Here is a 26,724-nt window from a genome sequence, read left to right as displayed (position 1 = left end):
ATAACCATGAGATCTTTTCCAAGCGTCGTCGCTCTGCTGTTCGCAACCTATTCGGTTGCCCAGGTTTCAGACACGACAACATCGGCAACCGCCCAGGCAGCTGTCCACACAGGTCCGGGGCTGACCCTAACGGGCTACGTGGAAGCGTATTACGTTCATGACTTTACAGCCCCAAAAACCAGCCAGGAGCGGCCGGCCTTTCTATATAATCATAAACGCAACCGCGAAGTCAACATCAACCTGGCCTTTGTAAAAGCAGCCTATACCACTGCCCGCGTCCGGAGCAATCTAGCTCTTCAGGTCGGCACCTATGTGCAATACAACTACGCAGCCGAGCAGGGTCTGGTGAAACCTATTTTCGAAGCCAACGCAGGCGTGAAACTGAGCCGCGCGAAAGACCTCTGGCTCGATGCAGGCATTTTTACGTCGCACATTGGTTTTGAGAGCGCCATCTCGAAAGACTGCTGGACACTCACGCGCAGCCTGGTGGCCGAAAACTCGCCTTATTATCTGGCGGGGGCCAAGCTGACTTATAATTCGGGGAACGGCAGGTGGACCTTACTCGGCATGGTAACCAACGGCTGGCAGCGGGTAAAAAAACTAGAGGGCTATAGCGGCCCGTCCATCAGTACGCAGGTGCAGTACCGCCCTTCGGACAAGTTGACGCTGAACTGGAGTAGCTTTCTGGGCTCCGACCGGCCCGATTCGCTCCGGCAAGGCCGGTTTTATAACAACGTGTACGTTATCATGAACCCACAGGGTCATTTTGGTTTGATTCTGGGCTTCGATATCGGGGCTGATCGCAAGCCGGTAGTCCGCACCGGATCGACTATCCGCGTGGATGGGGGTGGCAGTTACGTCTGGTTTTCGCCCGTGGTGATTGCCCGGTGCAAAGCGTCTGATAAGAGTTACGTAGCTGGTCGCGTAGAATATTACGACGACCGGAACGCCGTAGTTATTGGTATTCCCGGCTTCCAGACCTTCGGCTATTCGCTTAACTACGATTATGCCATTCTGCCCAATGCGCTGTTGCGTATGGAAGGCAAGGTGTATTCCAGTACGAAGGCTTTGTTTGAGTCTGCCCGTGGGTTAACTCGTTCCAACGCATCGCTGACCACGAGCCTGGCGGTAAGTTTTTAAGCAGTTAACCGCAGAGCAACTGATCTACGTAACGAACCCAAGGATCTCTGTAACCCCTGCATTTGATTTGCTTTCTATGCGTTTTAGAAAAGTATGACGCCGACCGGCTGCTGAGGTCAATAGTAACCGTTCCCTCAAAAGTAAAGCGTAAGCTTTCGAATAATGGCTAAGTTGAACTACACTTAGCAGGCTGAAAACGCCAGCATAAAAGACTCAACGATTATGCTTAAATTCTTCCTCACGTTCTGGCTACTAGGCCTTTTGGGGGTGTGCGCTCAGGCCCAGCAACCCCATCTTGATTCCAAGTCTACACCATCTCGTCCCATTTATACCGTAGCCGAAGAACATCCTGCGTTTCCTGGCGGGATGAACAAACTGGGAAATTATCTTCGCAAAAATCTGCAATACCCGCAAGCGGCCCGTCAGGCCCGGAAAGAAGGAAAGGTGTTTGTTACCTTCATTGTGGGCGAACAGGGCGCCATTGAAGAAGTCCGCGCCCTGAATAGCCTCGACCCGGAACTGGATGCCGAAGCCGTCCGGGTTGTGCAGGCCATGCCCAACTGGAAACCGGCTAAAGTGGCTGGTAAAGCGGTGGCTTGCCGGTATAATCTTCCGATCAATTTTGCTCTGTAGTCCCTTACAGCACATACGTGCAGGTTTATCAGTAGGGCAGTTCATTATTCATCAGAGTCCTTTCGAACCAACAGTCCGTTTCTCATTCCAGCTCATAACCCGATGACCACGCCCAACAACCTCGACGCCATAGCTATCCACCCAACCCGGATGGGTTTTGATCTTTCTAACCGCACCTGGGCTCCCGATAGCCGTACGGGAAATTCGTGGGTTGGCTTACCGGCGTTCGAGGGTCAGTTTTCTACCGACGGAGCCTCGCTGGCCGCAGTAGCCGATGATTACGGGCATCTAATCCACCGTACGCCCACGGCCGTGTTACGTCCGGCGTCGGTAGATGATGTCACTCGCATGGTTCAGTTTGCCCGTCAGCACGGCATCCGTATCGTTAGCCGGGGCAACGGCCACACGACCTACGGTCAGTCGCAGGTGGAAGCCGGTGTGGTGATCGATCTCCGGAGCCTCAACCAGATTCACGCCATTACGTCGGATCAGGCCGTGGTCGGTGGGGGCGTAATCTGGCGCGACCTGCTGCTGGCTACCTTAAACGTGGGCCTGACTCCACCGGTCCTGACGGATTATACCCGGCTGACCATCGGCGGCACGCTGTCGATGGGCGGGGTGAGCGGCCGGAGTTTTCAGTACGGCGCGCAAGTGGACAACGTACTCGAACTTCAGGTAGTCACCGGAGAAGGCCAGCTCATCACCTGCTCCGAAGAAACCAACCGCCCACTTTTTGAGGCCGTATTAGCCGGACTGGGCCAGTGCGCGATCATTGTCCGGGCTACGATCCGGCTGATTCCGGCTAAGCAACACGCCCGCACGTTACGTCTGTTTTATGCCGACGTGCCAACGATGCTGATAGACCTTCGTCTGCTGACGACAGACCAGCGCTTCGACCATATACGGGGCAACAGTATGCTGGGGGGTACGCCGGAGCAGCCCTCCACGGAGCTCGTTTATTTTCTGGAAGCCACCTCTTTTTATAACACCGCCGATGAGTTGCCGACGGATGCGCTGACTGATCTGCATTTTCGGCGGGGTTCCGAGCAAACCGAAGAGATGACCTATTTTGCCTATACCGATCTGGTGTCAGAACTGGTCAATACCCTGGAAGGGGCCGGACTCAACAGCCTGCCGCACCCCTGGCTGGATTTGTTCGTGCCCGATTCCGCCATCGATCAGTTTGCTTCCGAGGCTGTAGCTGCCCTCGACCCTACCCTGCTGCTGCCGGGCTCCATCATCCTGTTTTTCCCTTTCGTGCGCTCGCAGTTGAAGCGGCCCATGCTGCGGGTACCCGATGAAGAACTCTTTTATCTCTTCGACATCCTGCTGGCGATCCCGCCCAGCCCCGATGTAACGGAGGCCATTCTGGCTCAAAACCGAAGGCTGTACGAACAGAACTGTAGCCGAGGTGGGACTTTTTATACGATCAGCGCCGTCCCCATGACCCGTGCGGACTGGGCTGCTCATTTTCAGCCGGTGTGGCCTGATCTGGTCAGAGCCAAACAAACCCATGACCCCGATAATATTCTTGGGGCGGGGCTAAGCGTGTTTGACTCAGCCTGCTGACGGTTACTACCCACCCATCCCAGTTGTGGTGGTGAACGTCCAGTGTTTTCAGTACAGTCCTGCTACTCAGGGAAACCTTCCTCTTTCTATCCCTATCAGATCATGAAAAACTTCTCTGGCCAATCTGTTCTGACCACGTCCTCGTTGTGGACAAGTACCCCTCGAATCTGTGCTGGCGTAAGTCCCTGGAGTCTGATTACACTGCTGCCCTGTTTGCTGGGAGCCTGTTCCGTTATCAATCTGGAAGATCACCGCGATACGAATACGCAGAAGGTTCAGCAGGCGGTTAACCAGGTACGGGCCGATCTGGAGGCCAGCCTGCAGCATCAGGTTCCTTCGTTGAATGTGCTGATTCAGACACCGACGGAAAAAATCTTCGCATCGTCCGTTCCTCCGGGGAATGCCCCCGTTACGGAAACGACGTATTTCCGCTTCGCCAGCAATACCAAAAACTTTACGTCTACCGCCATTCTGAACATGTACGAAGATGACTGGCTGGATTTCAGGGCGCCGATCACCGGGCTTATTCCGGGCACCACGGTTCCTTATGTGCCCGATACGCCAAACTGGAATTTTCCCTATAAAAACTCGATTACCATTGAGCAGCTGCTGCAACACAGCGCCGGGGTGTTCGACGTCGACAACGACCCCGTTCCGGGATTCGGCGGCCTATCCTTCACCGAATCTACCCAAACGGCTGACCCGACGCACCAGTTCTCGACCGACGAGATGGTTGATCAGTTGATCCGCCATAACCTGTCCTATTTTGCGCCGGGTACGGGCTATCACTACAGCAACACGGGCTACTCCATTCTGGCCAAGATCATCGAGCGGGTTTATTCCGTTAAAAGTGGTAGCACCAAAACCTACGGCGATTACCTGAAAGATTACGTAATTGGTTCCACCGCGCCGGTTCCCGTAACCATTCATTTCCCCGTCCGGGCCGACGATACGGTATTGCCCAGCCCGCATATGGCAGGTCTCGTTCTGTCGCCGGGGAGCGCCCGGCAATACGGTGATTACAACATGAGCGCGCAGGTCGGTGAAGGCAACGGCTATGGGACAATGGCTGCCCTGAACACGTATATCCGTTCCCTGATGAAAGGGCAGAACGTGTTAAAGCCCGAAACGGTACAGATCATGCAGACAGATGTGTCGTCGGCGAATCCAACCTATGCGCTGGGGACTACGTTCACCAAAAATGTGGGCTACGGCCATAACGGTGCCCGCATTGGCAACCTCGCGCTGATAGCCTATGACCCGCTTACCGACGTATCGGTCGTGGTGTATCTGCCTTTATGGGATTTAACCCAGGGCGACACGTCGTTTCTGAAATGCTTTACCGCCCTTTACGATGCAGCCTACGCGGCCCGGACAACACTGGGCTATCCGGGTAGACCCTGAACCATCCATCGCGATGCGACGTAATGCAGAAGGGGATTGCAACGATGCACCAGTCGTTACAATCCCCTTTTAAGTGGTAAGTCAACGTCCGACTCACTCAGAGCGTAACGACCTCGCCGGATTCATCAGCGCGGCTTTGAGCGCCTGAAAAGAAATCGACATCAGGGCAATGCCCACAGCCAGTCCGCCCGCCACAACAATGTACCACCACTGAATCGAGGTGTGGTAGGCAAAGTAATTCAGCATGTCCTGACCGAACCACCAGCCCACGGGTATAGCAATTGCGATGGCCAGCAGCACCAGTTTGAGAAAATCCATTGAGAGCAGCAGCGTAAGGCTTGCCACCGATGCACCCAGCACTTTCCGAACGCCAATTTCTTTGGTCCGTTGTTTGGCGACGAGCGAGATCAGCCCGAAAATACCCGCACAGGCCGTCAGGATAGCGATCATCGTTACGAAGCTGATCATCCGCCAGATATTGTCGAGTGACTGGTACGACCGCGCAATATCGTCGGACAGATAGGAATAGGTAAGCGCCCGGCGGGCCGGAATTTTTCTGAACTCCCGCTCCAGTTCGGCAACAAGCGCCGGCGCTTTGGCTACATCCCTGACCCGAACCAGCAGATACCCACTCAGACTTTCGCGTCCATTGTATACCTGCAGCATGGGTTCGACCCGGCCGGCCAGGTCGCGGTAGTGGTAGTCCTTCGTTACCCCGATAACCGTGTATACCGACGGGTCGTTGAGTTGCCGGAGCTGTTTGCCCACAGCCGTTTTCCAGCCGAACGCCCGCATGGCCGATTCGTTTATAACCACGGCCTTATTGACGGAATCAGCGAGCGTAGCGTCGGAGAAGTTGCGGCCTTCGAGCATCGGAATTTTCAGCGTTTCGGTATAGTTGACCGCCCCGCCCATGTGCCGAAGGTGTACCTGCCGGTTTTCAGTGCCCACGGGATAATACTGATTGAAGTTGTCCTGGTAGGCAACCGGGGTGTAATAGGTGCTTGCAAAAGATACTACGTTGGGATTCTGCCGAAGCCGGTCGAAAATAGCCCGTCCGCGCGACTGGGCCTGTTTCTCGTTCCGGTAAGCCAGATCGGTCTTAAACACCAGCACGTTCTCCCTGTCGTAGCCCAGATTGGCTTCTTTCATGTACTGGAGTTGTTCGCGCATACCAATTGTCCCCAGAATCAGGATTACAGCCAGCGTAAACTGCAGCACGATCAGTCCGTTCTGCCGGAGCCGACCGCGCCGGGGATCGGCTGAAATCTTTCCCTTTACGGCCTCCGTCGTTTTCAGCCCCATCAGATACAAAGCAGGATATGTTCCGGCCACCACGGCCACCGTTAGGGCAATGCCCAGCACGGTCAGGATGGTCGGGTAATCCTGAGCGAAGTCAATACTCAGCTGCATATTCTCGCTCCGTAACTGATTGAAGTTCGGAATCAGATAGAATACCGCAAACAGCACCGACAACACCAGCGAACCCAGAACAACCAGGCCCGACTCGGTCCAGAACTGGCCCAGTACCAACCGGCGTGTCGCCCCTACCACCTGCCGCATGGCTACTTCTTTGGCACGGGGCAGGGCCGAGGCCGTGTTCAGGTTGATCAGATTGACGCTGATGATAAACAGCAGGAACAGAGCGATAGCGATTGATCCGTAGATGAGGCCCCGAAACGACGGATTCTGGGTATAAATGAAGTTTTTATACGGCGCTAGTCGCAGTGTGGAGTTCCGGGCATGGACCTTATAGTGGGTTTTCACTAACTGGGGCAGCTTGGCTTCCAGTCGGGCAGGGTCGGCGTCTGGCTTCAGCAGGATAAACGTCGAGGCAAACGTGTTCGACCAGTCGGCGTTTTCGCGAAATCCCGGATTGTCGAGCAGGTTCGAAGCGGGCAGCAGCACCTCAAACTGCTGGGATGAGTTGGACGGCAGTTTTTCCAGCACGCCCGTAACGGCATACTGCAGCGTATCATTGACGGTTACAGACTTGCCAACCGGATTGCTGTCGCCAAATAAGTTCTGCGCGATCTTCTCGCTGAGCACTACCGACCGTTTGTTCATCAGCGCGGTAGCCGGATCGCCGTATTTGAAGGGAAACGTAAAGACCCGGAAGTAGGTTGAATCGACGAATCGGGTGGCCTCCTGAACGCTCTTGCCGCCATACTCGATCCAGGGGTAATACCAGCTCTGGTTATGCGTGCCGGTTTCAATTTCGGGGTAGTCGCGCAGCATCTGATCGAGCAGCGGATACACCGTCTGGTTACCGGCATCGCCACCCGGATACTGCGTCCGAACGTAATAAATCCGGTCGAGGTTGGCGTGGGTGCTGTCCCAGGTCAGGCATTTCTGCGCAAACAGCACCAGCACGACCACGCAGGCCAGGCCAACCGACAGGCCCAGGGCGTTGATGGTGGTGAACAGCCGGTTGCGCCAGAGCGTCCGAATCGCGATGGTCAGGTAATTTTTCAGCATATTCGTAGGTATAGGTCGAGTTACAGGTTATGGCTCAACTATCATACCACAGCCCTGAAAATGCCTTTCAGACGTTCCAGACACATATTTAAAGCTGCTTACTTGTCCGATTTCGTACAATGCTGTCCGCTTGCGAGAGTGGATAACGTAAGGAGAAACGATCCTAAAAAGCTCCTTCGAAAGATTGTGTCTGCTTCAGACGATTAATGGAATAGATCATTAGGCATTATATCTGAAACGGATCACGAAAAGGTTGCCATGTATGGACAGATACTATGAAAAGTACAAAAATCAAAAAGGGAGATAAAGTACCATTATTGTCGATTTAATGGTAAAATATAATTTTTGGAGCAGGCTTAAAATAGCCGTTAGCACATAACAAATATGAAACTCTAAGAAAATTCGGCTGCATGCACCCCACACCTATACGGATCGGTTGTTACTGGACTGCGGCCTATACATTGGGCCCTAAGGCGCACCCAAGATGAAGACACTTAAAAGGAAGAATAGAAGCAAAAATCGCAACTAAGCCATTAGGAGAGCATGTTAAACAGGCCCATTTAGTCGATAATTCCAACCGTGAGAATCGGTAGTTCAAAGATTCACGATAATCTCGGGACGTTGGGCATATTCCTTCATCAATAAGTTCGGGGTGACATTGGCAAACTGCTTGAAATCTTTAGCTAAGTGGTTATAATCGGTATAGCCAAATTCAACGGCTACGGTCAACCAATCCTGGTCAGGATGCCTTTCTTTATAGTTTATCGTCTGAAAGAACCGACTGATTCGACTGTAGAGTTTGGGACCTATGCCAATACGTTCACTAAATTTCCGCTCAAATTGACGAGGACTTAAATTGGCTTGACCGGCCAGCCAATCCAAGGAAAAAGGTACTGGGTTATAAAGTAAAAGCTCCCCAATTCGATCAATGGGATGGGCCTCCCGCCTGACTTTTTTTAATTTACTTACCATATATTGCTCAACCCGCTCAATCATCTCTGCATAGTCTTTCGCATTAGCCAGTTGATCATTGACGGTTTGTAATTCCGAGTTGAGTATAGACTCTCCGTCACAAAACACACCGGTCAGTTCCGTACTTGGAATACCTAATAAACGATACAGGGCTCCCGGTTGAAAAATGACCTGCACCATCAGGAAGTCGGTCTTCACAACGCATTGGAAATCAAGCCGGGACACTTGTTGGCCAAATATGGCATTGTGAGCGATCGGAACCGTTTTCCCAATTATTGGATCATAGGATGTAATAAGGCCTCGGGCGAAAAATATCAGGGCTTGCTCCAGACGGACAGGATAGGGCGTTTTCGGAAAATCAGCTGGATGATAAAAGAGGTTGACCAGTAGATAATTCTTTATATAAGGCTGCAGGGCTAGGCTGGGAGGTATTGCGTGAAAGATCATAGCGCCTGAAGGATAGCCACCAGTTTTTCTGGCATTGAGAAAAACGGTGAATGACTACTGGCCAAGGTATACATTTTCTGGATCGGTACGTGTTTAGCTATACTACGTTTATCCAGGTCTTTAGCCTGCGTACAAAGGATATACACTTTCGGAATAGCTCCATACTGAGCATCCGTTACATGGACAGGAGTACCCAGGCAAGCCATCGGCTGGGGTCCTATATGCGCTTTAGCAAAAGCTACGTCGTCGGCCGAACAATCATGGTAGAATAATTGGGCGACTCGAACAGGATCGACTACAGAAGTCATCCTGTCATCCGCTAGCAGGAGACACTGACTTAGCGACGGTCCTGGCGCTGGTTTACCAGCGGCTTTATTCAGTTCCTCCGCTTTGGCTGCCAGCGCAAAAACAGACTCACCATTTTTAGGCATAAAGGCATCCAGAAATACCAGTTTTGCCACTTTCTCTTTACCTAATAGCTCAGCGGCCTGCGCAATGGCAACGCCCGCCATCGAGTGCCCAACCAGAATAACTGGACCTGTTTGGGCATTAGCGACCTGAACTACCTTTTTTGTATAATCATCAAGAGTAACCATTGCGGGAGAAGTTTTGTCGTCGCCATGTCCAGGCAAATCAATCGCCACTACCCGATTGCCATTAGCTTCCAGCAGGGGTACTACCTTTTTCCAGCACCAAGCCCCTTGCCAGCCTCCATGAACCAGCACATAGGTTTTCGATTGAGCGCGCAAAATGGTTTGAACTAGCGCTGCCATTAGCAGCAAAAGAAGTCCGATTTTCATACTAGTAGCGGTTTATTGTCCGCCACAAACTTATCAGCCTTCCTTCAACTACAACAAGTAAAAAATCGACATCTATTTTCGTGTAATCCAATCATTACAACTAGTATATGCCTTAATTATTAACGTATAAAAAGCCAGTTTATAAAAGTAAATACATTCGACTTTCTTCGCCTTGAGTAAAAGCCTTTATCGAGATTAAGCCCCGTACGGTTGCCTGTTAACAGGCTAACTAATTTTCGTACTTTACTTCCCAAACTACGAAACCACATCTTGTGTGACCGCACTATCGTCCCTACCAGACAATGGAAGTAGACCATATTTTTATTTTTACGCATCAGGCTGAACAAGTCGCGAGCGCATTACAAACCTTTGGCTTAAGCGAAGGCACAGCCAATGTCCATCCTGGACAAGGAACTGCTTGTCGGCGCTTCTATTTTCAGAATGCGTACCTGGAATTAACCTGGGTGATTAATAGCGATGAAATTAAAAATCCAGTGATTGAACGGACCAAACTATGGGAAAGATCACAATATAAGCTCACCCAGTATTGTCCCTTTGGGCTTTGTTTCAAAACCATACAGCAATCTGAACAATCTGTTAGCCTACTTTTTGAGGATGGCTGGCGCTATTATTCCAGTTATTTGCCCGAGGGTCAATTTGCCAACATAGCTTCAAATGAAAATTTTCCCGCTGAGCCTATGCTCTTTGAGATGCCATTTTTTGGCTTAGCTCCGAAAGACTACCCCTTAGAAAAGCAGCAGCCATTGATTCATACAACTGGATTTCGTCAACTGACGAATGTGACCTTAACCCTACCCGCACTTGTCAAAAACTTCTCCCCGGCTCTCAAAAAGGTTCTTCAGGAAAGTACTATTCATAGTTTAGTTGGTGATACCTATTTAGTAGCTCTAGAATTTGACGATGGCAAGCAAGGTGAAATGAAAGATTTTACCCCTTTGATTCCATTACGCATTACTTGGTAGCCAGTACCTAAGTGTCCAAATGCACTACGTTTCAATAGGTTGAAAACTCACTTGTCCGTCCTCTGCTGCACGATTCAGCAGCTGCCCCTATGGGTATGTTCAATAAGTGTTTTACGAATTTATAAAAGTCGGCTTGAGTGCCTGATTGGGATATTTTCAAATACCCACACAGGTCAGGATATCTTATTCATTAACCGATAAATAAAGAAGGATAAGTGGCGGGTAATCTAGTTGATAGCTTACATAACTGTTCTAATCTAAAGCCAGCAATCATGAAACTATATTCGGTTCTTAATAGAACTTTAGTTCTTACCTTGATCCTTAAGTCAACGATTCTGCTTGCGCAAACCGAGAAGGATTCAGTGGCAATTCGAGCCATCCTTCAGCAGGAGAATCAGGCTTGGAATAAGGGGGATGCCCCGGCATACTCTCAGCCATTTTCCCCTGATGGCACCTTTACGAATATTGCGGGTATGTTCTTCAAAGGGTACAAAGCCTTTTTGGACCAGCACGATGTGATATTCAAAAGCTTTTTTAAGAATACGGTTTTAACCCAAAAAATTGTATCTCTGAACTTTGTCCGCTCCGATGTCGCCATTTTAGAAACCTTATGCCAGGTATCGGGCTTTGCCAAAGAAGGTCTTCCGACCAGACTTCAGCTAGACGCCAAGGGGCAACTCAACACCCGCTTATTACAGGTATTCGCTAAAGATGCCAGCGGTTGGAAAATTATCTCTTATCATAATGTAGATGTAAAACCGGGAACCCCTATTCCCGAATAAACGGCGTAACCTTATACTGCCAACTAGTCGGCAACAGCTATTACCACCATTAGTCAAGGATATAGGTTGGAAGCAATCTTATTATTAATACAGATACGACAGCTTGTGTCGCGATAGAATCGTTATGCCTTTTCGTAAGTTAGTTCTTAGATTAAAGTGCGCGAAAGGACTACCAAAGTCCCAAGTTTTCAAAGGAATCATTTCCGTACCTCTTAGGATAGTATGAACGGTATATCGCAAAAACGCCCGTTTTGGCAGGTGCAGGCTGACGGCCCGAAGACTGAGCTAAATTTTAAATAACGTAAGCCTTTAAATGCTGCATTAAAGTTGCCCGTGTGACACGCTGGAGCCTCGCTTGAAGTACGCAGCGTAAAGCAAGCCGCCCAATACCGATTGATACTGGGCGGCTTGCTTTACGTTAAATCTCTTAAAACGTTTGACCAGCGGCTCAGGCTCTGCTCAATCATCAGGGGGTAGATGACGGAGGCTTTTTCTCTCCTCCTTAGTCAACTTTGGAAAACCTGGCGCCAAACAGAAAAATCACGACGTAGCAAATAATCGGCAGATAATACGCAGCAGCTACGTCCTTGTCGGCCACCATGCCCATAATCGGCGGGAACAGAGCACCACCCACAACGCCCATCACAATAAACGAGGAAGCCTGCTGCGTATGGGTGCCCATTCCTTTTAAACCCAGGCTGAAAATCGTCGGGAACATGATGCTGAAAAAGAAATTAAGCATCAGCAGGGCTATGAACGACGGCCAGCCGAAGCTTTGGGCAATGATCAGGCACATGGTAATACTGCCCAGGGCAAATCCCGCCAGCAGCTTGTTGGGCGCGATGAACTTCATCAGGAACGTACCCACAAAGCGGCCGATCATCATCATGACCATGCTTAAGGCGAAATAATACGAGGCTTTCTCGGCTTCGAAGCCCATTTTCTCGACGCCATAGTTGATAAAGAACGCCCACGTTCCGCCCTGTGCGGCTACGTTGAAGAGCTGAGCGATGACCGCCCAGACAAAGTGCCGGTGCTGAAAAAGCGTTTTCGGCTGTCTGATTGTCTCTACGTCCGTTGGAACAGCGTACGCATCAGCCTCGGCCTCAATACTGTGCGCATCCTGCACCGGAGGCACCTTAACAAAGAAAAAAGCCGCAGCAATACTCAGGATGACGCTCCCGATGATAACATACAGCGTTTTTACGGATTCGAGGTCGTTGGAATGCTCCTGACCGGCGCGCAGGATGAAATAGCCACCAATCAGGGGACCAACTACAGCCCCGAGGCCGTTGAACGCCTGAGCAAAGTTGATTCGCTGGTCGCTCGTATGCGGGTCGCCCAGTCCCGCTACGAACGGGTGCGCTACCGTTTCCAGGGTTGCCAGCCCACAAGCCAGGATGAACAGGGCAACCCGGAAAAACCCGAATGATTCGGCATTGGCGGCCGGCACAAACAGGAAGGCGCCGAGCGCATATAAGGTCAACCCAAGCAGAACCCCGTTCTTATACCCGAAGCGCTTCATGAATAAACCCGCCGGAATACCCATGACGGCATAGGCCCCGAAAATAGAAAACTGCACCAGACCCGACTGAGCCTTCGATACGTGCAGTACGTTCTGGAAGTGACGGTTCAAAACATCCCCCATGGTGATGGCGATTCCCCACAACATAAACAGGGACGTAACGAACACCAGGGTTACGAGATATTTTTTTTCGGTGAAAGCGGCCGTTTTAGGGTTAGACGTAACAACGGGTGATTGCATTTCCTCTGACTTTAGTTTAGATAGTATGAATGTTAACAGTTCTAGACAAAACGGCTGGTTCTTCCAAAGACTACTCGTTCGGGCGAAACCGAAAGTATGCAAATGTACCATTATTGACGGTATCGCTCTCAACACCTTCGCATTGGTAAAGGGCCCTGCCGTCCTGCACCCGTTTTCGCTGGAACAGTGCTTGAAAAGCGCGACACAGATGCAGGTTTTCTTATGCAAGATAGAATTAACCGGATCGAAACGCATTAAACCCGGCCGCTCTTGTGCTTTGGTAAATAAGGTATGATTTATTTACTCTGTTAAGCATGTTTAAAATTTCCCTCAGCTTCCTTTCTGTCTTTTTGCTGACCTTTGGCACGTACAACAAAGATGGGCTCCTCAGAAAACAGAAAGCAGCTACGACGGTGGTCAAGGCACCGGATTACCCTGCCGACCTTCAAGTTTCCAACTTCTCCGGACCCGATCTGACACCCAGCCCGGCCTGTCTGGCGGTAGCGCCAACCGGTGAGGTTTTTGTCGGTGTAGATAAGCAGGGCTCTTTGGGTAAAAAGCCAAATCTGGGCAGCATTGTCCGGCTGGTCGATACAGACAACGATGGCAAGGTAGACCAGCATACAAACTTTGCCCAGGTAGATAACCCACGGGGAATTTTCGTGCTGGGCGACCAGGTGTTTGTGCTGCACGCTACGTTCTCGTCCGAAACCAGCAAAGCAACCGGGATGAATCTGGTTGTTTTTGACGACAAGAACAGGGACGGCGTGGCAGATGGCCCGTCCCGACCGCTGATTGAGAATATCAGCAATACAGCGTTCATCCAGCAGCGCGGGGTTGACCATGCCACCAATGGCATCCGGATGGGAATTGACGGCTGGATTTACATTGCGGTAGGTGACTTTGGCTTCCACAATGCCGTAGACCGCTCGGGCAAAAAGCTGACCATGCTGGGTGGGGGGATTGTACGGGTAAGACCGGACGGTACTGAGATGGAAATTTATTCGCACGGTATGCGGAACATATACGATGTGGCCATTGACCCGTACATGAATATTTTCACCCGTGACAATACTAACGACGGGGGCGGCTGGAACATTCGCTTCAGCCACCAGATTCAATCTGCCGAATATGGCTACCCGGTGCTGTTCAAGCACTTCACCGACGAGATCATTCCGGCGCTGGTCGATGTGGGTGGCGGGTCGGGCACCGGGTCGTTGTTTATGGATGAGCCCACCTGGCCGCAGAAATACAACCAGGTGCCCATGATGGCCGACTGGGGCCGCAATCAGCTCTACATTCACCGCGTTACGCCCGACAAAGCGTCCTTCACGCAAAAGGAAGAAGAATTCATCAAACTGTCACAGATCACCGACGTCGACGTCGATGGCTCGGGACGTATGTATCTGTCGGCCTGGAACGGAGCAAGTTACGTGGGTAACCCCAGCAAAGGTTACGTCGTGCGGGTGGTACCACAAAACTGGACATACACGGCGTTTCCGAACCTAAAAAAAGCCTCGGTAAAAAAATTAGCGAAGATGCTTACCGCCAAAAGTGCGGTGCTGCGTCTACACGCTTCGCAGGAGTTGCTGACCCGTCCGGCCAAACAGGCCACCAAAGCTGCCTGGAAAATAGCGGCCGATCAAAGCCTGCCGCTGGCTAACCGGGTGGCGGGTATCTTTACCTATGCCCAGGCCGCTCAGGCAACTGGCATCGACAAGCTGGTTCAATTAACGCAGGACGCATCGGTGCGGGAATTTGCCCTGCGGGCGCTGGCCGACCGTAAGCCCGTTGTCGAGAAAGTACCACTGGACCCTTTCCTGTCGGGCCTCAAAGACCCTTCGGAGCGGGTGCAGGTAGCTGCCCTGATTGGACTGGGCCGACTGGATAAAAAAGAGGCCGCTCCCGCTTTATTGCAGGTGCAGGTTCCTGCTTCCTTTATCGCTCCCGTCAAGGATAGCGAAGGGCCACATGCTACGCCAAATGCGGCTATTGTACCGGCTCACCTGGCCGTTCGGTCGCTGGTGAAACTGAACGCAGTCGATGCCTGTGTGCAGGCAATAGACGGCCCAAATCCGCAGTTGGCGCTATGGGCATTACGGTACATGCACAGCTCCGCAGCGGTCGATGGGTTAATGAAAGCCTACCAGAAGGCTACCGATAAAACCTTCAAAAATCAGGTTCTCACTACACTGGCGCGGTTATACAAACAGGAAGCTCCGTACGACGCGTCTTGGTGGTGGAGCACCCGACCCGACACGCATGGACCATACTATAAAGCCATTGAATGGGAATCCTCGCCCGCTATCCGAACTATGCTGGTCGGCGAATGGCAGCAGGCCGGCGATAAGCAGTTCTTCACCGATCTGAACAGTCGGCTTCGGCTGGAAATTCCGGAGTTTGGCGTAGAGACTCCGGTGGTCGTTCAGGAAGACAATAAAGTCGACCTGGAAAAAATCCGGAGCAAAAAGGGCCAGGTAGGCGCGGCTTCGATTGAAGATGTCATGCTGGCGATTGGCAAACTACCGGGCGACGCGGCTCTGGGCAAAACTCTGTTTACGCAGCAGGGCTGCGTAGCCTGCCACAGCCTTAGCAAGAATGAGCCCATGAAAGGGCCTTTTATGGGGCAGATCGGATCGATTATGAACCGGGAGCAGATTGCTGAGTCCATTCTGAAACCGAACGCATCGATTTCGCAGGGCTTTTCGACGGTGCTGATCACGGCGAAAGGGAATAAGAGCTATACCGGATTTGTCACCGAGGAATCCTCCTCCCGGGTTGTCATGCGGGATATTACCGGACAGGTGTACACCATCAAAAAGCCGGATATTCTCAGCCGGAAAGAGATGGAAACGTCCATGATGCCGACGGGTCTGGCCAACGCCTTATCCTACGACGAGTTTGCTTCGCTGATTACCTTTCTTTCGCAGCAGAAATAAACGAGCAGGGGTAAGCAAATGATTTGCTTACCCCTGCTTCAATTGCCTTCCAGGCAGATGATTGCAAAAGTGCGTACCGAGCCTGTGGTCGTACGTACCAGTTTAGGCGAGTTCTTTACGTACGCGTTCGAGTAAGGTTTTTGTGGCCTTGATCCCCTCACTGCTGGACAGGTAACCACCCGTTGGATTGTACATACTCATTATCCCGCCTTCGTATTCAATTCCTACGTAACCCTGGAAACCGGCGTCCTTGATAATCCTGAACATCCGGCGAAAATCGGTTTCGGTCTCGTTACCAGCCGCATCGAACTTATGCGTTTTGGCGCTGATACCTTTCGCATAGGGCATCATCTTCTTCACGCCTTCGTACCGGTCGTATTCCTGGATACACTTCGTCGACATAATCCCTTTTATGTCGTTGGTTTCGGGTTTGCTGCGCTGCCGGCAGAAGTTGCCAAAGTCGGGCAGCAGTCCCGCGTTGGGCATGTTTACCTGCTTCATAACGCCAACCAGCCAGTCTATATCGGTCGAGTTGCCGAAGTGATTCTCGACAATGACGTTCATGTTCTGTTTGGCGGCATATTCGAGCAGTTGGTGATACCCGTCGGCGGCTGCTTTGGCGGCTTCCTCAGCCGGGTCGTCAGGAGCACCGGAGATGGCTTTTGACGTATCGCCCAGGTTCACCCGAATGGCCGTGCAGCCTAAATATTTGGCGGCATCCACCCAGGCGTGATGCGCTTCGACGGCCTGTTTACGTTTCGCAGCATCCAGATCGGCAATGTTCGCCCCATCGACCATGATGAGGTTGTTTTTCATGCCCAGATCGTCCGTGCGCTGCTTCAGCTCTTTAAGATAGGCCTGGTCGGTGTGTTTGTTGTTGAAAAAGCCAGAAACGTATTCCAGCACGTTGATGCCAAACTCGTTTTTGGCCCGGGCCGGAAAATCCATATTCGTCATTTTGCCGGAATACAGTTCCCCGGCAAACGAAAATTCGGCCAGTGAAATGTCAAAGCTGAGCTTTTTAGCCATCGTATCCGCGAAAGTTTGGGTTGGGAGAAGGGAAGCTGCACTGATGCCTGCAACGGACAGGCCGAGCTGTCCTAAGAATTGGCGACGTGACTGGGTCATGGGGTATAGTTGGCTGTTTAAACGGTTCTGAAGAAATAATTTATTGCAGGCTCCACCGCAGGGCATTCTCTACGAGTTCCACAAAGTTGGCGTCCTGCCAAACTTTGGCACTATGCCCCATGGATGTATAAAAGGTTTTGCCCTTGCCGACGGTCCGATACCAGGCTACCGGATGGTACTTACCCATCCCGAAGTTTTTATCCTTAGTCCAGAGTATGTTGCCGTTCGGAATAATCTGGTCGCCGTTGATGTACGAAACCACCTTAGCGCCTTTCGGCTGATGAAAAAAGACGTACCATTCGTCTTCAAGCGCCCAGGACTGGGGTAGCTTATGGGTCAGGGTGGTATCGACCTGCGTCTCTACGTGTACGTCGGTGGTTTGCAGGTGCGGTTCAATAGGGTGATGAGAAAACTGGGTGCCCAGCAGATTGGTCTCGTACCAGGACCAGTGATGCGAATTATCCCCCGCGCCATGAATGCCGATGAGCGACCCGCCCGCTTCAACGTACTGCCCAAGAGCCTGCTGCTGCTCATCATTCAGTACCCGACCGGTGGAATTATTGAAGATGACGGCCTTGAACCGCTTTAGCTGCTCAGGATTGAACACCCCGCCTTCTTCGGTTTCGTACACGAACCAGCCGTTCTGTTCGCCTATTTGCTTAAAAACCGGTTTGGAGGCTTCGATGGATTCGCCGTGCCGGAAGGCCGTCGTTTTTGAGAATACCAGAACGGCGGGCTGGTTAGCAGGGAAGTTAATCGCTGGCTTCTCGGTTTCGTAGCTCACCGGAAAGCCGTTCTGGATTTTGTAGAAGAACACCGCACCGGCCAGGACTACCAACAGTACCAGGCTCAGCACACTCCAGAGAATAATTTTGACCGCTTTTTTCATGAGGGTTAATGAGTGATTTGCGAACAGTGAGGACGACAAGTCTACAGGCCCGCCTGACTAGACTGACATGTGGCGATTAGTGTTAATTAAACAGCTGAACGGTGATGGGGTAAACAGGGATGGGAAGCATAGAGCTTCATTTCGTTGTGTATTTTGAACACAATGATACATCGAAAACCTATTGTGTACAACGGACACACTAAAAATTTTCTTATTATTGCTCCATGGAGTACAAAGAACGGTTAAAGCAGTTCATTCAGGAGCTAAAGACAGGCTATCTCCCCTCAGTATCAATGGACTTTGTTATATTCGGTTTTCACGAAGGGCAGTTAAAAGTATTGCTGCTCCAGTGGGAAGGCATCCATGACTGGCTATTGCCCGGTGGCCGGGTTCGACTGAATGAAAACCTGGATGATGCCGCTTATCGGAACCTGCGGGAGCGAACCGGCCTGGGCGAAGTGTTTCTGCAACAGTTTCACACCTTCGGCAACGTCATTCGGAATACGTATTACGCCATAGAGGAAACGCTGGACAGACTTGGGTTGTCGCCCGAGGATTTAGAAGGACTGCCGGGCCGGGATGTGTCGGTGGGATATTATGCGCTGGTCGAGTACACTAAGGTGAAACCCAGCCCCGATCTGTTAACCCAGGAAATCCGCTGGTGTAGCATTGACGAAGTACCCAGGCTACTCTTTGACCATAACGAAATGATTACGCTGGCCTTAAAGACGTTACGTCGCCAGTTGAGCTACCAGCCCATCGGGTATAACCTGCTCCCCGACAAGTTCACGATGCCGCAGTTGCAGCAGTTGTACGAAACGATTCTCGGCCAGCCGCTGGACCGCCGGAATTTTCAGAAGCGGATGTTAGGCTACGGCATCCTGGAGCGGCTGGAGGAACGTAAAGCAATTGGTGCCCATAAAGCGCCTTACCTGTATCGGTTTGACATGGCCAGCTACCAGAATGCCTTGGCTGAGGAGCGCATGTTCATTATCTAGGCGCGTATTGTCAGCCGGGTTTACGAAGGCTGCCCGAACGCCAGCACAGCGGGCAACCGGCTGCCCGACAGAAAGGCTACTACGTGCTGAAGGTCCAGTTCCGGATATGCCTGTCGCCCACTGTCGACAAGGGGTACCGGCACAACCCCGGCCAGTTGACTCACATCGAAATGCGACGGAATAAGCGCGATCCCCTTGTTCAGCTGCACTAAATCGGCCAGGAGCTCCAGCGAGTTGACTTCCTGAATGATCGTGCGCGCAAAACCGGCTTGCTGACACAGCGCTTCGACTGCTTCATAAACCGGATTGAGCGGTGGGGGAATCTCCACCCAGTCTTCGTTCTGCAACTGGGCAAGCGTAAGAGAGGTCTCCTTTGCCAAGGTGTGTTGCTGCGGCAGCAGAACAGCGATATTCCCACGGGCAAAGGGCACGGCCGTAAGCTGCGGATACTGCAGAGGCAGCACGGTCAGTCCCAGATCAATTGTGCTTTCTAACAGGGCCTGCTGTACACTCAGGAACGATGGCAGTTCGATTAATTTAACTTTGGCCTGGGGTAATCGCTCCGCCAGCAGATTCATTACGTTCAGAATCCGACTGCGCAGCAGCGTTTTGAAAACACCCATCCGGATAGGCCCTTCGAGGCCCGCCTGCCGGGTCACTTCGATAGCCTGCTGGCTTAGCTGCAAAATCTGCTTTGCTTCGCGCAGAAGCACTTTACCAGCTTCGGTCAGCTCAACCTTCCGTTGAATGGTACGTCGGCTCCGGACGAATAAATCGACACCCAGCTCATCTTCCAATAGTTGAATTTGCTGACTCAGGGCGGGCTGCGAAATAAAAAGCCGATTGGCCGCTTTTCGGTAATGCAACTCCTGAGCTATTTCGACAAAGTATCGTAGCTGACGTAATTCCATACAGGCTGATAAGCTATTCTTATCACAATGTAAGAAAATACGATTGGACAATATCCCCAATACATTATCTTTTTGTAAGCGCACTACTGGTCAGCCGCTGGCAGATAAGCCAGTGTCATCTTTGGAAACGCATGCAGGTACTCATCATTGGCGGAGGAATAGGCGGATTAACCACGGCGCTCAGCCTGCACAGGGCTGGCGTTTCGGTGCGGGTATATGAGTCGGCGAAAGAGATAAGACCGCTGGGTGTAGGCATCAATCTGTTGCCCCATAGCGTGCGGGTGCTGACCAACTTAGGGTTGGCGGATCATCTGGCCCAGATCGCTATCGAGACCCAGGACCTCCGCTATTTCAATAAACACGGTCAGCTCTTCTGGCAGGAGCCGCGCGGGCGGCATGCGGGCTACCACTGGCCGCAGTTTTCAATTCACCGGGGCGATTTCCAGTGGCTACTGTATCAACACGTTCAGCAGGTAATTGGTCCGGATGCCGTTCTGGCAGATCATCATCTGGCCCATTTTGAGCAAACGGAGCGGGGCGTTAAGGCGACTTTTGTAAACCGGACAACGGGTGAAGTCATTGCTCAGGAAGAAGGCGATGCGCTCATCGGCTGCGACGGTATTCATTCGGTCGTGCGTGGACAGCTTTACCCGCAGGAGGCAGGCCCCCGTTTTTCGGGCAACGTACTCTACCGGGGCACCACCCGGATGACGTCTTTCCTGACGGGTCGTTCGATGGTCATGATTGGCCATCTGAAGCAGAAGATGGTAGTCTACCCTATTCGCGAAGCCGACGAGTCCGGTCAGCAGCTCATCAATTGGGTAGCCAATCTCTATGAAGGGGATGATACCCTAATCACTGTGCGCGACTGGAACCGGCAGGCCGACCAGAACCGTCTGGTCGAAATCTACAAAAGCTGGCAATTCGACTGGCTCGACGTACCCGCCATGATAGCCGGTGCCGGGGCGGTGTACGAATTTCCGATGTCGGACCGCGACCCGCTGAAGCGCTGGACGTATGGCCGCGTAACCCTGCTGGGCGATGCCGCCCATCCCATGTATCCCATCGGCTCCAACGGGGCTTCCCAGGCGATTCTGGATGCCGAAGCCTTAGCCGGAGCGCTGGCAGAGGAGACGGACGTAAGCCGGGCCCTCGAACGGTATGAACGGGAACGTCTGCCGGCCACCACGCAGGTGGTGCTGCAAAACCGCCAGAAAGGCCCCGACCAGATTATGGATATGATGGAGGAGGCCGCGCCGGATGGTTTTCAGAATCCCGATGATGCCATTCCCCACGAGGAGCTGAAAGCCGTGATGGACCGTTACCGCCAGATCGCGGGATTTGATAAAGAAACCCTGAACCAGAAACTAGAATCGAAGCCCTGATTTCGCCATGACATCCCTTCCCAGCATGACCCTTCTCAAGAAAACTCTCAGCTGTTTGCTGCTGTGCGCATCAGCCGCCCAGGCCCAGCAGGTGATTCCGCTGTATTCTGGCAAAGCGCCCGGTTCCGAAACCTGGGACTGGCCCGAAAAAGAGAATACTAAGAATATGTTCAATACGCGAGTGGTCTATAACGTGACCAGCCCCTCGATTACGGCTTATCTACCCGACCGGGCCAATGCCAACGGTACGGCGGTTATTATCTGTCCGGGTGGTGCGTTTCACACCCTGTCCATTGACAGCGAAGGAATCGACGTGGCGAAATGGCTGAACGCTAAAGGCGTAGCCGCATTTGTGCTTAAATACCGCCTGGCTCACAGCCTGACCGATGACCCCGTTGCCGAACTGCTGCCGAAGCTGCGCGACTTTAAAAAGCTGGATGCGGAGAATGCGCCCGTCGTTCCACTGGCGATTGCCGATGGGCGGAAAGCCATTGACTATGTTCGGGAACATGCCGCTGAGTTTGGCGTTAACCCAAACCGCATCGGCATCATGGGCTTCTCAGCGGGTGGGACCGTAACGGCGGGGGTTGCGTTCAGTTATACGCCCACAAACCGTCCGGCTTTTGTCGCGCCAATTTATGCCTATATGGGCGCGCTGGACAAAACAGCCGTTCCGACCGATGCCCCTCCCCTGTTTGCCGTGACCGCCACCGACGACCAGCTGGTGCCGGCCTCGAACACCATTCAGCTCTATACCGACTGGGTAGCGGCCGGCAAAGGAGCCGAACTGCATAGTTACGCCAAAGGGGGACATGGTTTCGGTATGCGTAAACAAAACCTGCCGGTCGATAGCTGGATAGAGCGCTTTGGGGAGTGGCTTGCCTTCGGCGGGTTCTTAACCAGGGTTCCGTAACGGTTGCCCAACTAAACGTAACGATGGAGCCCATTTTACAGGAGTTTGCGTTCGAATTGCGCGTTGAAGTAGCCGCCATTGAGGAAATGGGGCAGACAGCTAAAGGTATCCGCCGGGTGATTCCGATCACAGGCGGCACGTTCGAAGGACCGGCCATTCAGGGCCATATTGTAGCTGGCGGCTATGATTGGCAGATTGGTCGGTCCGACGGCGTGACCGAAGTAGAAGCCCGGTATTTGCTCAGAACCCACGACGGTTCCCTGATTACCATCATCAATCAGGGGCTACGCCACGGCCCACCCGAGGTAATGCAGCGACTGGCAAAAGGAGAGCTAGTCGATCCATCCGACTATTATTTTCGCTCCATACCCGTATTCGAAACGGCCGATCCGCGCTACGACTGGCTGACCCGGTCCGTGTTTATTGCAACGGGCATCCGGCAACCATCCCAGGTACTGATCCGTGTTTACAGACTTCTATAACCAATCGTCTCACCCCATGAAGCACCTTTTCTTTCGTTTACCCTCTCTTCCGAAAGCCCTGCTCGCTGCTGGCATGGTTTTTCCACTGGTTGCACAGGCTCAGCCGGGATTTCGCACCAACACCCCGAACGATACATTGGTGTCGCCTAAGTTTTTGCCGGACGGACGGGTGCAACTCAACCTATATGCACCCAAAGCATCCGACGTAACGGTTTCGGGCGATTTTCCTGGTGGCTTTCCGGCCCAGAAACTCACGAAAGCTGAAAATGGCGTCTGGTCGCTGGCGTTAGGGCCACTCACCCCAAACGTGTATAGCTACGATATGGTCGTGGATGGGGTTAAAACCTTCGACCCGAAGAACCCGAGGTTCAAGGAATCGCAGAACGGCGTATCGAATTTCTTCGAGCTGGCAGGCAAAGAAGTTGATTATCTGGCCGTAAAAAACGTACCGCATGGCAAGATAGAACTGGTCTGGTATCCGTCGTCTTCGCTGGGCACTACGCGCCGGATGCACGTATACACGCCACCGGGCTATGCGTCGATGAAGGATAAACTGCCGGTGCTGTACCTGCTGCATGGCGGTGGTGATAACGACGGATCGTGGACAACGGTTGGCCGGGCGAATTTCATTCTGGACAATCTGCTGGCCGAAGGCAGGATGAAACCGATGCTGGTGGTGATGCCCGCCGGACACGTACCGGGTACGGCCATAGCCATGGGAGCCGGTCCGGATCAGGACCCTTTCGCGAAGGATTTCATCAAGGACATTATCCCGTACGTCGAACAGCACTATAACGTTTCTAACCGACGCGAAGGCCGGGCGCTGGCGGGCTTATCTATGGGTGGCATTCAGACTATGAACATTGCCCTGTGGAATCCAGAGCTGTTTAGCTACGTATTGCCGCTGAGTACGGGCTATTTCCCGCCGGTACTCACCGAACTGGAAACCAAGTATGCCACAACCGTGCTGAAGAATCCACAGATTAACAAGTGGAAGCTTTTCTGGATTGCTATGGGTGGGGAAAAAGATATTGCTTATCAGAACAACAGGAACACAATGGCCCTTTTTGACAAATACGGCATTAAGTACCAGTATACGGAGGTACCGGGTGGGCACTCGTTTCTGGCCTGGCGGCAGAACCTATATCAGTTTGCGCCCCTGCTATTTCGCTGAGCTAACTTTATTTAGCTCACATCGTAAAAAACGAGGGGCTTTGGAGTCTGCTAACCGCGCTCCAAAGCCCCTCATCTCATGCATCGACAACCAGCATAGCCGTTCCAGATGTTTATTTAACCACTGCCTGTACCCGATCGAAGTTTTGAATACGGATATACGGCGTCCTGGCGTCACCCTGCCGTTGTGAGGCTGCCCACAGCGTTGGAAAAATTTGCCCTGTTTATCACATCTTGGCTAAACGCTTTTTCAACAGGTGGTATAAAGCAAATGGAGTTCAAGAACGAAGGCGGTGAGTATTCACCGCCTTCCCGTTTACTGTTTAACCCCAGCCAAACGTAATAGAGCCTTTACGAGGCTTATACTTACGGTTGCTTGTCATCTCAATGAGCCCGGTCTGCTCTATATCTTGTCCTTGAACCGTCGTCTACAGAGGGGCGTCTTGCAAACTCGTGGGGTAGTCCGAACCGGTGTATTGTGCTGTTGCAGCCCTATATCAATCCACTTTACTTCTTTCCACGTAGATACTATATACGTTCGCTTATAGCTATGAAAACTTTAACTAACCTGTTTGACGGATTTGACCGTCTGGACACCAGTATCAATCGTTGGCTGGTGGCCCATAGCATTGCTCTTTTACGTATTGGTATGGGTCTTGTTTTTTTGGGATTCGGACTGTTGAAGTTCTTCCCAGGCATTAGTCCTATTGAAGACTTAGCCACTCGAACAACTACAGTCTTAAGCTTGGGTATCCTGTCAGGACACGATGCAATGAATTTTGTAGCTGGTTTAGAAACTGCCATAGGGATTTGTTTTATCACCGGCAGATTCCTTCGTGTAGGAGTATGGCTGATGGCTGCCCAGATGATTGGGGCTATGTCACCTCTACTCATTTTCCCTACGGAGCTGTTTCCTGGTCCTCTTCATGCCCCCACCCTAACGGCTCAATACATTATTAAGGATATTATTCTGGTAGCTGCAGGGATGGTGGTGGCATCAACCTGGACAGGAGCACGTATCGTTGCTAAGCCACAAAGCCTACGCAGCACCCTGCCTAAGCGAGTGTCCTCAGTAGAGCCTAGTTTAGAATCGGCTTAAAAGACTACTTTACTGGGGTTACTGCGCCACGATTCATTAATGTGAGGTATTTTTCAATAAATCCATGTATGGCTGCTGACGGATTACAAGGATGGGGAGTTAGTACGTCTCTCGCCGGCGTTTGACCGCTAAAATGCCTGGTACAGGATAGATAGGTAACTCTTGTGGGGCGTATCTACTAGCCGACCTGTAGAGATATTGCTTTAGTAGTCGGGTCGCTGTGCGGCTATCTGACTGAGCGGTTTGCTAGCTTCTGTCAATAAGGCTTACACATCATTATCAGTCTCCAGAAGAAGATGAAGCTGATACTGATGCCGCTAGCTGACAAGTTAAACCTACCGTCGGCGTGGGTTGATTGAATTAGTTAATCTAAGTTGTATGTTATAAGCTTGTTTCAAGGGCCTATGCCAGCAGAAACAAAACGATCTTGATCAGAAAACCCGCTTCGGTAACCGCATGAATCTTCTCGGGAAAGCGCATCGTAATCTGACTAAGGCCTGCTCAATCCGTTGACGCAACGCTTTCTTGTGAGCTGCTTGCCAAGCCTGGTCAGGCCGCCTGCAGTTGCTTTTCCGCTGAATCTGCAAATCGATCTCTCGCTCCGGCGCCCCGGTCACACTCGGCATAAAACGCTTCCTGCTCATAGTCAGTATAGCCCGCGTCGCCAAACACCTCGCTGCCTACAGGCAACCCCAAATGCATCATTTGCAAAGCCGTTACGTCTACATACGAGCCAGGCAACAGAAAAAAATTGCACGGGCTGTTTGTCCACCGTAGTGACGAGTTGAATGCGGAACCCAAAGAAGAACCGCCGTTTGGAGGCAATTTTGGCTCGATACTCCTGGCCCTCCACCAGCCGCGAGCGGCCAATGCGAATGTTGTCACAGACGGCTACCGGGAAGGAGTCGATCAAGTACTGGCCGCTGAGGTTAAGGGCTTTGAAAAAGTCGGCCAGATAATATAACAACACCTGCAGCGTGTGAGCCAACCGATGCAGGTGCCGATTGAAGGCTGACTTTTCGAGCATGAGAACACCCTGCTTGTCGGCCATGTAGAGCATTGCCGAGGCTTGGTTTCCAGAAAAAAGTCATCCAGAAAGCAGTAAATTGCCAGCACTTTTTCAGACAAGCCAGAGCGGGTTATCGTTGTTTTCGCACTTCAAAGGTACGCCTGCTCTACGCTATGTCTTTTTTGTGCTTGTATTAAACAGCTTTCATACAACTTAGATTAGTTAATTACCTGCTCACATTAGTGTTTGATGTAAAGCTAACCGCAACGGCGGGCCACTCGGCGTCAGAGTGTCTTCAACAGCCGATCAACGTCTTGTCGGAGCTAATTGCGTAGTGTTTTTACGAGCAAAAGCCTTCAATTGTGGTGGTGCCAGCTCACAAACACCTTCATCCATAATTCACGCTATTTAATCCGTTTGGCGGTCGTATCGAAGTTATAAACCGAGCCTTTAAGGTTGTCATCGTCCACTTTCGTCAGGTCAATGGAAAGCTCACCCGCCTGCGACGACTCAAAGTAGATCGCCACTTTATTGCCGTCTTCAACTACTTTGGTGATGGGCATTTTGGGTTTGGTATTATCAACCGGATCGACCAGTTCGCCAGTCAGTTTACCGTCTTTGCGAACCAGATCCGTCACGAGTTTTACGTCCCCGTTAGGCGTTCCGACGATGTTGATTTCCCATTTTCCAGCGAAAAAGTCGGTGGGTGGAGTTGTTTGCGAAAAGCCGCTAAAGGCAACGCTTAGCAGGACGAAGACAAGCAGCATACTTACTTTTTTCATATGGTATAAGATTTGAGGTGACTTATTGGTTAAGATTGAATTG

The 26,724-nt window shown here is 51.8% G+C and carries 21 protein-coding genes and 1 pseudogene; 13 read left to right on the top strand and 9 right to left on the bottom strand.

Annotated elements, in window-relative coordinates; all coding sequences use genetic code 11:
- The first annotated feature begins 6 nt into the window (after nucleotides 1–6).
- The 4 genes from HNV11_RS08815 (at nucleotide 7) to HNV11_RS08800 (ending at nucleotide 4,746) form a co-directional block, all read left to right on the top strand.
- Nucleotides 7–1,140: a porin gene (locus tag HNV11_RS08815; protein ID WP_171739313.1), complete on the top strand. Its 1,134-nt coding sequence runs from the start codon at nucleotides 7–9 to the stop codon at nucleotides 1,138–1,140.
- Nucleotides 1,141–1,362: 222 nt separating this feature from the next.
- Nucleotides 1,363–1,773 carry an energy transducer TonB gene (locus HNV11_RS08810; protein ID WP_171739312.1) on the top strand — a complete coding sequence of 137 codons (411 nt, stop codon included), beginning with the start codon at nucleotides 1,363–1,365 and terminating at the stop codon, nucleotides 1,771–1,773.
- A gap of 102 nt (nucleotides 1,774–1,875) precedes the next feature.
- The gene (locus HNV11_RS08805; RefSeq protein WP_171739311.1) at nucleotides 1,876–3,342 is read left to right on the top strand and encodes an FAD-binding protein; all 1,467 of its coding nucleotides are present in this window, start codon (nucleotides 1,876–1,878) and stop codon (nucleotides 3,340–3,342) included.
- 102 nt (nucleotides 3,343–3,444) lie between these two features.
- Nucleotides 3,445–4,746 (top strand): serine hydrolase domain-containing protein, encoded by a 1,302-nt coding sequence (locus tag HNV11_RS08800; protein ID WP_171739310.1) that lies wholly within the window; start codon nucleotides 3,445–3,447, stop codon nucleotides 4,744–4,746.
- A 93-nt stretch (nucleotides 4,747–4,839) separates the two neighbouring features.
- Here the strand turns inward: HNV11_RS08800 and HNV11_RS08795 are convergent, their stop codons facing one another.
- The 3 genes from HNV11_RS08795 to HNV11_RS08785 form a co-directional block, all read right to left on the bottom strand.
- A complete protein-coding gene (locus HNV11_RS08795; protein WP_171739309.1) occupies nucleotides 4,840–7,224 on the bottom strand; it encodes an ABC transporter permease in 2,385 nt (794 codons plus the stop codon).
- Nucleotides 7,225–7,818: 594 nt separating this feature from the next.
- Nucleotides 7,819–8,643 carry a helix-turn-helix domain-containing protein gene (locus tag HNV11_RS08790; RefSeq protein ID WP_171739308.1) on the bottom strand — a complete coding sequence of 275 codons (825 nt, stop codon included), beginning with the start codon at nucleotides 8,641–8,643 and terminating at the stop codon, nucleotides 7,819–7,821.
- Nucleotides 8,640–9,443 carry an alpha/beta fold hydrolase gene (locus tag HNV11_RS08785; protein WP_171739307.1) on the bottom strand — a complete coding sequence of 268 codons (804 nt, stop codon included), beginning with the start codon at nucleotides 9,441–9,443 and terminating at the stop codon, nucleotides 8,640–8,642. The genes HNV11_RS08790 and HNV11_RS08785 overlap by 4 nt, the downstream gene beginning before the upstream one ends.
- Before the next feature lie 302 nt (nucleotides 9,444–9,745).
- Between HNV11_RS08785 and HNV11_RS08780 the strand changes: the two genes are divergently transcribed.
- Both HNV11_RS08780 and HNV11_RS08775 read left to right on the top strand, forming a co-directional pair.
- On the top strand, nucleotides 9,746–10,426 hold the full coding sequence (locus HNV11_RS08780) for a VOC family protein (RefSeq protein WP_171739306.1): 681 nt from the start codon (nucleotides 9,746–9,748) through the stop codon (nucleotides 10,424–10,426).
- 272 nt (nucleotides 10,427–10,698) lie between these two features.
- The gene (locus HNV11_RS08775; RefSeq protein ID WP_171739305.1) at nucleotides 10,699–11,208 is read left to right on the top strand and encodes an SgcJ/EcaC family oxidoreductase; all 510 of its coding nucleotides are present in this window, start codon (nucleotides 10,699–10,701) and stop codon (nucleotides 11,206–11,208) included.
- A 502-nt stretch (nucleotides 11,209–11,710) separates the two neighbouring features.
- Here the strand turns inward: HNV11_RS08775 and fucP are convergent.
- The gene (fucP, locus tag HNV11_RS08770) at nucleotides 11,711–12,973 is read right to left on the bottom strand and encodes an L-fucose:H+ symporter permease (RefSeq protein WP_171739304.1); all 1,263 of its coding nucleotides are present in this window, start codon (nucleotides 12,971–12,973) and stop codon (nucleotides 11,711–11,713) included.
- A gap of 314 nt (nucleotides 12,974–13,287) precedes the next feature.
- On the opposite strand from fucP, the gene HNV11_RS08765 reads away from it, so the two are divergent.
- Entirely contained in the window at nucleotides 13,288–15,912 is a 2,625-nt protein-coding gene (locus tag HNV11_RS08765; protein WP_171739303.1) for a DUF7133 domain-containing protein, read from the top strand.
- A gap of 102 nt (nucleotides 15,913–16,014) precedes the next feature.
- Here HNV11_RS08765 and HNV11_RS08760 read toward each other — a convergent pair whose 3' ends face one another.
- Entirely contained in the window at nucleotides 16,015–17,040 is a 1,026-nt protein-coding gene (locus tag HNV11_RS08760; protein ID WP_171739302.1) for a sugar phosphate isomerase/epimerase family protein, read from the bottom strand.
- A 40-nt stretch (nucleotides 17,041–17,080) separates the two neighbouring features.
- Nucleotides 17,081–17,929, bottom strand: a complete 849-nt coding sequence (locus HNV11_RS08755; protein ID WP_171739301.1) for a ThuA domain-containing protein — start codon at nucleotides 17,927–17,929, stop codon at nucleotides 17,081–17,083.
- Nucleotides 17,930–18,153: 224 nt separating this feature from the next.
- Here HNV11_RS08755 and HNV11_RS08750 point away from each other — a divergent pair, with 224 nt between their 5' ends.
- Nucleotides 18,154–18,927 carry an NUDIX hydrolase gene (locus HNV11_RS08750; RefSeq protein ID WP_171739300.1) on the top strand — a complete coding sequence of 258 codons (774 nt, stop codon included), beginning with the start codon at nucleotides 18,154–18,156 and terminating at the stop codon, nucleotides 18,925–18,927.
- Nucleotides 18,928–18,947: 20 nt separating this feature from the next.
- Here the strand turns inward: HNV11_RS08750 and HNV11_RS08745 are convergent, their stop codons facing one another.
- Entirely contained in the window at nucleotides 18,948–19,838 is an 891-nt protein-coding gene (locus tag HNV11_RS08745) for a LysR family transcriptional regulator (RefSeq protein WP_171739299.1), read from the bottom strand.
- A 131-nt stretch (nucleotides 19,839–19,969) separates the two neighbouring features.
- Here HNV11_RS08745 and HNV11_RS08740 point away from each other — a divergent pair, with 131 nt between their 5' ends.
- The 5 genes from HNV11_RS08740 (at nucleotide 19,970) to HNV11_RS08720 (ending at nucleotide 24,890) form a co-directional block, all read left to right on the top strand.
- Entirely contained in the window at nucleotides 19,970–21,223 is a 1,254-nt protein-coding gene (locus tag HNV11_RS08740; protein ID WP_171739298.1) for a flavin-dependent oxidoreductase, read from the top strand.
- Nucleotides 21,224–21,230: 7 nt separating this feature from the next.
- Nucleotides 21,231–22,136, top strand: a complete 906-nt coding sequence (locus HNV11_RS08735) for an alpha/beta hydrolase (RefSeq protein ID WP_171739297.1) — start codon at nucleotides 21,231–21,233, stop codon at nucleotides 22,134–22,136.
- A gap of 23 nt (nucleotides 22,137–22,159) precedes the next feature.
- A complete protein-coding gene (locus HNV11_RS08730) occupies nucleotides 22,160–22,618 on the top strand; it encodes a DUF3237 domain-containing protein (protein ID WP_240163864.1) in 459 nt (152 codons plus the stop codon).
- A 16-nt stretch (nucleotides 22,619–22,634) separates the two neighbouring features.
- Nucleotides 22,635–23,792 carry an esterase gene (locus tag HNV11_RS08725; protein WP_240163862.1) on the top strand — a complete coding sequence of 386 codons (1,158 nt, stop codon included), beginning with the start codon at nucleotides 22,635–22,637 and terminating at the stop codon, nucleotides 23,790–23,792.
- Between the two features lie 549 nt (nucleotides 23,793–24,341).
- Nucleotides 24,342–24,890: a DoxX family protein gene (locus HNV11_RS08720; protein ID WP_205402749.1), complete on the top strand. Its 549-nt coding sequence runs from the start codon at nucleotides 24,342–24,344 to the stop codon at nucleotides 24,888–24,890.
- Between the two features lie 402 nt (nucleotides 24,891–25,292).
- Here the strand turns inward: HNV11_RS08720 and HNV11_RS24265 are convergent.
- A pseudogene (locus tag HNV11_RS24265) lies at nucleotides 25,293–26,018 on the bottom strand (transposase).
- A 285-nt stretch (nucleotides 26,019–26,303) separates the two neighbouring features.
- Nucleotides 26,304–26,681: a hypothetical protein gene (locus tag HNV11_RS08710; protein WP_171739295.1), complete on the bottom strand. Its 378-nt coding sequence runs from the start codon at nucleotides 26,679–26,681 to the stop codon at nucleotides 26,304–26,306.
- Between the last annotated feature and the right edge of the window lie 43 nt (nucleotides 26,682–26,724).

This window comes from Spirosoma taeanense, from assembly GCF_013127955.1.
GTDB lineage: Bacteria > Bacteroidota > Bacteroidia > Cytophagales > Spirosomataceae > Spirosoma > Spirosoma taeanense.
This window is presented reverse-complemented; position numbering and strand designations above follow the sequence as displayed.

Bases quoted from the DNA above. Each gene is read 5' to 3' on its own strand.
- HNV11_RS08815 (WP_171739313.1), top strand. From the start codon at position 7: ATGAGATCTTTTCCAAGCGTCGTCGCTCTGCTGTTCGCAACCTATTCG.
- HNV11_RS08810 (WP_171739312.1), top strand. From the start codon at position 1,363: ATGCTTAAATTCTTCCTCACGTTCTGGCTACTAGGCCTTTTGGGGGTG.
- HNV11_RS08805 (WP_171739311.1), top strand. From the start codon at position 1,876: ATGACCACGCCCAACAACCTCGACGCCATAGCTATCCACCCAACCCGG.
- HNV11_RS08800 (WP_171739310.1), top strand. From the start codon at position 3,445: ATGAAAAACTTCTCTGGCCAATCTGTTCTGACCACGTCCTCGTTGTGG.
- HNV11_RS08795 (WP_171739309.1), bottom strand. From the start codon at position 7,224: ATGCTGAAAAATTACCTGACCATCGCGATTCGGACGCTCTGGCGCAAC.
- HNV11_RS08790 (WP_171739308.1), bottom strand. From the start codon at position 8,643: ATGATCTTTCACGCAATACCTCCCAGCCTAGCCCTGCAGCCTTATATA.
- HNV11_RS08785 (WP_171739307.1), bottom strand. From the start codon at position 9,443: ATGAAAATCGGACTTCTTTTGCTGCTAATGGCAGCGCTAGTTCAAACC.
- HNV11_RS08780 (WP_171739306.1), top strand. From the start codon at position 9,746: ATGGAAGTAGACCATATTTTTATTTTTACGCATCAGGCTGAACAAGTC.
- HNV11_RS08775 (WP_171739305.1), top strand. From the start codon at position 10,699: ATGAAACTATATTCGGTTCTTAATAGAACTTTAGTTCTTACCTTGATC.
- fucP (WP_171739304.1), bottom strand. From the start codon at position 12,973: ATGCAATCACCCGTTGTTACGTCTAACCCTAAAACGGCCGCTTTCACC.
- HNV11_RS08765 (WP_171739303.1), top strand. From the start codon at position 13,288: ATGTTTAAAATTTCCCTCAGCTTCCTTTCTGTCTTTTTGCTGACCTTT.
- HNV11_RS08760 (WP_171739302.1), bottom strand. From the start codon at position 17,040: ATGACCCAGTCACGTCGCCAATTCTTAGGACAGCTCGGCCTGTCCGTT.
- HNV11_RS08755 (WP_171739301.1), bottom strand. From the start codon at position 17,929: ATGAAAAAAGCGGTCAAAATTATTCTCTGGAGTGTGCTGAGCCTGGTA.
- HNV11_RS08750 (WP_171739300.1), top strand. From the start codon at position 18,154: ATGGAGTACAAAGAACGGTTAAAGCAGTTCATTCAGGAGCTAAAGACA.
- HNV11_RS08745 (WP_171739299.1), bottom strand. From the start codon at position 19,838: ATGGAATTACGTCAGCTACGATACTTTGTCGAAATAGCTCAGGAGTTG.
- HNV11_RS08740 (WP_171739298.1), top strand. From the start codon at position 19,970: ATGCAGGTACTCATCATTGGCGGAGGAATAGGCGGATTAACCACGGCG.
- HNV11_RS08735 (WP_171739297.1), top strand. From the start codon at position 21,231: ATGACATCCCTTCCCAGCATGACCCTTCTCAAGAAAACTCTCAGCTGT.
- HNV11_RS08730 (WP_240163864.1), top strand. From the start codon at position 22,160: ATGGAGCCCATTTTACAGGAGTTTGCGTTCGAATTGCGCGTTGAAGTA.
- HNV11_RS08725 (WP_240163862.1), top strand. From the start codon at position 22,635: ATGAAGCACCTTTTCTTTCGTTTACCCTCTCTTCCGAAAGCCCTGCTC.
- HNV11_RS08720 (WP_205402749.1), top strand. From the start codon at position 24,342: ATGAAAACTTTAACTAACCTGTTTGACGGATTTGACCGTCTGGACACC.
- HNV11_RS08710 (WP_171739295.1), bottom strand. From the start codon at position 26,681: ATGAAAAAAGTAAGTATGCTGCTTGTCTTCGTCCTGCTAAGCGTTGCC.